Origin of the sequence: Zooshikella harenae (assembly GCF_018837975.1) — a bacterium.
Taxonomy (GTDB): domain Bacteria; phylum Pseudomonadota; class Gammaproteobacteria; order Pseudomonadales; family Zooshikellaceae; genus Zooshikella; species Zooshikella harenae.
The window spans coordinates 1-3,149 of record NZ_JAGSOY010000168.1 but is presented as its reverse complement, the minus strand read 5'-3'; the positions used below and the strand labels follow the sequence as shown (position 1 = coordinate 3,149).

At 39.1% G+C, this 3,149-nt stretch carries 6 protein-coding genes; all 6 read right to left on the bottom strand.

Going from position 1 to position 3,149, the window contains the following annotated elements; all coding sequences use genetic code 11:
- Positions 1-835: 835 nt before the first annotated feature.
- On the bottom strand, positions 836-991 hold the full coding sequence (locus KCG35_RS24265; RefSeq protein ID WP_215822436.1) for a hypothetical protein: 156 nt from the start codon (positions 989-991) through the stop codon (positions 836-838).
- A gap of 126 nt (positions 992-1,117) precedes the next feature.
- Entirely contained in the window at positions 1,118-1,477 is a 360-nt protein-coding gene (locus KCG35_RS24260) for a 3TM-type holin (protein WP_215822435.1), read from the bottom strand.
- A gap of 24 nt (positions 1,478-1,501) precedes the next feature.
- Complete coding sequence (locus tag KCG35_RS24255) at positions 1,502-1,651, bottom strand: hypothetical protein (RefSeq protein ID WP_215822434.1); 150 nt, start codon at positions 1,649-1,651, stop codon at positions 1,502-1,504.
- Positions 1,652-1,689: 38 nt separating this feature from the next.
- Entirely contained in the window at positions 1,690-2,106 is a 417-nt protein-coding gene (locus KCG35_RS24250; RefSeq protein ID WP_215822433.1) for a M15 family metallopeptidase, read from the bottom strand.
- A 130-nt stretch (positions 2,107-2,236) separates the two neighbouring features.
- Entirely contained in the window at positions 2,237-2,584 is a 348-nt protein-coding gene (locus KCG35_RS24245; RefSeq protein ID WP_215822432.1) for a hypothetical protein, read from the bottom strand.
- Between the two features lie 141 nt (positions 2,585-2,725).
- Positions 2,726-3,097 (bottom strand): hypothetical protein, encoded by a 372-nt coding sequence (locus KCG35_RS24240; protein ID WP_215822431.1) that lies wholly within the window; start codon positions 3,095-3,097, stop codon positions 2,726-2,728.
- Positions 3,098-3,149: the final 52 nt, after the last annotated feature.

Sequence of the window (3,149 nt, the reverse complement as noted above, 5' to 3'; positions counted from 1 at the left end):
AAAACCTTTGTTATGGGTATAGTGTTAAATATTACTCAAGTAAAATGGTTACTATCAAAGAGAATGACATATTACATTTTATTTTTAATGCTCTATAAATTGTAGATATAAATTTTGGAATTTAATTCAGTTATTGACGGATAAGTTTAACAACGCTGGTGAGTTTTAGAGGGTTACGTATAAATAAATATGATCGCGTTCACAGGGTGTAATTGTTGAGGTGAACGAGTTAACCTTAGTAGTTATAGTATCTTATTTGTTAAGATTTGTGGTGTTAACTCCGTCTATAATAGTGATGATTTCGTAAGGCCGAGTAACTCACCGTTACCCCAAAAGAAAATGCGTGGTCTTTATGGCTGGCTTGTAGTAGAGGATAATTCGCCAAGTAGCTTTGACTTTAGCTCTAAGCCCTATTTAACTCATACTTAACTTGACGGGTAGACCCTCAAGAAACCGAACCTGTCGTCGGGTGAGCTTGCAGGTGTTGTCCTTTGCTCAGATGCCGTTCTTTGCTGTACCCCGTTCGTGCGATTGCCTGAGCGAGCCTAAACCAAAGAGAGTTTTTATGAGGTAAAGGTGGCTGACTTATAACATGTGAATAAATATTTATAGAAACTGCTATGGAAGTAAGTTTAAGCTATTAATTTAAGTTATAGAAAACAAGAGTGAACAAGTTAGATGAACTAGTTTAATAATTAATAACGTTAATATCTTTCTTGACTTTGGCCATCATTCAATACACATGGCAGCTAAAAATAAGCTATTAGAAACAACAGGTTAGAATTAATTCATATCATGGTTTTCATTAGACATGAGTTAATTCAGGTTATAAACACTAACTGTATTGCTTTACCTGCAATGCCTTAGCTTCTAAATGGCCAAAGTCGAGTTGGTTTTGGTTTTTATAAATGGCGATACCCGTTGCCACAATTAAACTGATAAACCAGCCAACAATAGCTGTAGTAAGTAAGCTGATGCTAATGGCTCGCAATCCGATTAATAAGGCTTTGATCTCCCTGCTTGTGGTACCCAGCCCGTATGGCGGCTTATGTGGTATTCAGATCCACCAGGTATTCCTTCACAAACATCGCCTGCTTCGGGGTCAGCTTCCGACGCATTATTTGGTCTGTCCTCCGAACTTCTCAGCTGTTCTGAGTGTACCTAAACCCAAGAGGGCTAAGACCAGCTCTGTCATAATATCAAACGGCAGTTGAGGTCCTGGCTTCCCTGATACCCATTGCACGATGGGGTTAATTAAAAAGGTAAACGTTAAACCCAACCCACAAACCCAACCTATAAATGGACGCCAACCGGCAACAAATAAACTGCGGTGCTGTGATTCCAATTTATTCAGTTCAACCTGTAAAACTTGAGGTTGCTGACGCAGACGCTCTAATAAAATCTCCGCCTGCATACGCTCTGCATCAGAGGTGGTGACTTTATCCAACACATTACGAATGGCATCAATCCAGGCCACTACTGACTAATTTCGCTAACCAATTCATTCTTCCTCCCTACGCCGATCCATATGAGCGGCAATATCCGTATACATTCTGACGATCACTCCAATCACACCCACAATAACGCCAATGGCGGTGAGCCAATCCATGGGATTCCATTGCTCCACGATAGCTGCACCCACAACGGTCACTGTGCCTACGCTATAACTCGCGATGCCTGATTTATCCATCATGCTTCCTTGTAGAGTTCAAAATGCACCAGGTCATTAAACGACTGATCACTGACATCATGATCCCGGTCCCAATCACCTCCCCAGCGTAATCGATGACTGATTTTGCCTGTTTTATACAGGTTTAATGCGGTACCCAGCACCAACCCACCGAAGTAATAAAACCCGTTAATATCCTGCCAATCGATCGGATAAGGCGCGACATCCACCGCAAGTGATGGGGATTGATTATGTTTACTTTGAGGGAATTGAAGCTTTGAATGACCGGCTGAATAAGCGTCATTCTGGGCTTCTCGACTACGAAAACCTTCTAAGATCGTACAGTCGCAGTCTTTTATGACTTCCTGAAACACCACCTGCAGATCTGGGTGGCAGCTGGTAAGGAGCTCAAGTGAATGAGTACTGAAGTGTGGCATAGTATCCTCAACATCATTAAGTGAATGCTGAGGATTTTGAGGGATTTAAAACGCGTTGATTAGGTGAAAAATTTCATTATTTTATTTTACACTTGGTTTTCACTTATTCTAATCACATGTAAACAAACAATTAGTTTGGCACATATCTAATAGAATATAACTGGCAAAAAGGACCTGCACTACCATCCCAACGGCGCTGAGAATAACCTCTAACAAGAACACGGGTTTTGGCCTGGTAAGCCGCAATAATCATACTCAATGTAGTATTATATCCAGGGCTATTTTTACTCATCCAATAACCTCTTTCACACCCATTCACTTTTGCCACAAGATTAAAAATAATATCTCCATCACCAAAATCAGTAAAAGCATCAACGGATTCAATTTGAGTATAAGGACTCGTTGTAAGCTCGTCACTAAATACGGAAGAACTAAGTGTAAATATTAAGCATAACAAAAACTGTAAAAACAATTTCATTTTTTACTTCCTAATACAGTTTGATAAGTCAAAAATCATATACAAGCAATGGCACATTTTTAATTAGAGAAAAAGTTGATAATAGCTCTATTTTCAATTCGTACTCATTTGCACATTTGAGTAGTGGTACCCACAGTATTATTAACTTTTAACTAACTTCAGTGCTCTCACATAACAGATATGATCATTTGCTTGCAAAGTATCATCAACATAAATTCTGACCTGCATACCAGCAGTATAAGCGGTCAAGATGGCAGAGACTAAGTGGGAATCCTCATCTCTGATATATACAGCTCTCTTATTACAGCTGGTGTTATCATTCCAAGCGATGTTTGAAAAAAGGACTTGAACAACCCCTGTAGCCGAAGGATGAACCGTTTCTTTTACTGAGTGAAAAGTGATATCACCAATGGAGTGACTGCTGGTAGTGTAAATATTTGCTGCGTTAGCTAAGTTGATAAACAAAGAGTAAACACTAGCAAGAACTATTAAAAAGTATTTTATATGTTTCATTTTATATTATGAAGTACTAGAGTAGAATTAATTGGTATAGTAATGCAATGAG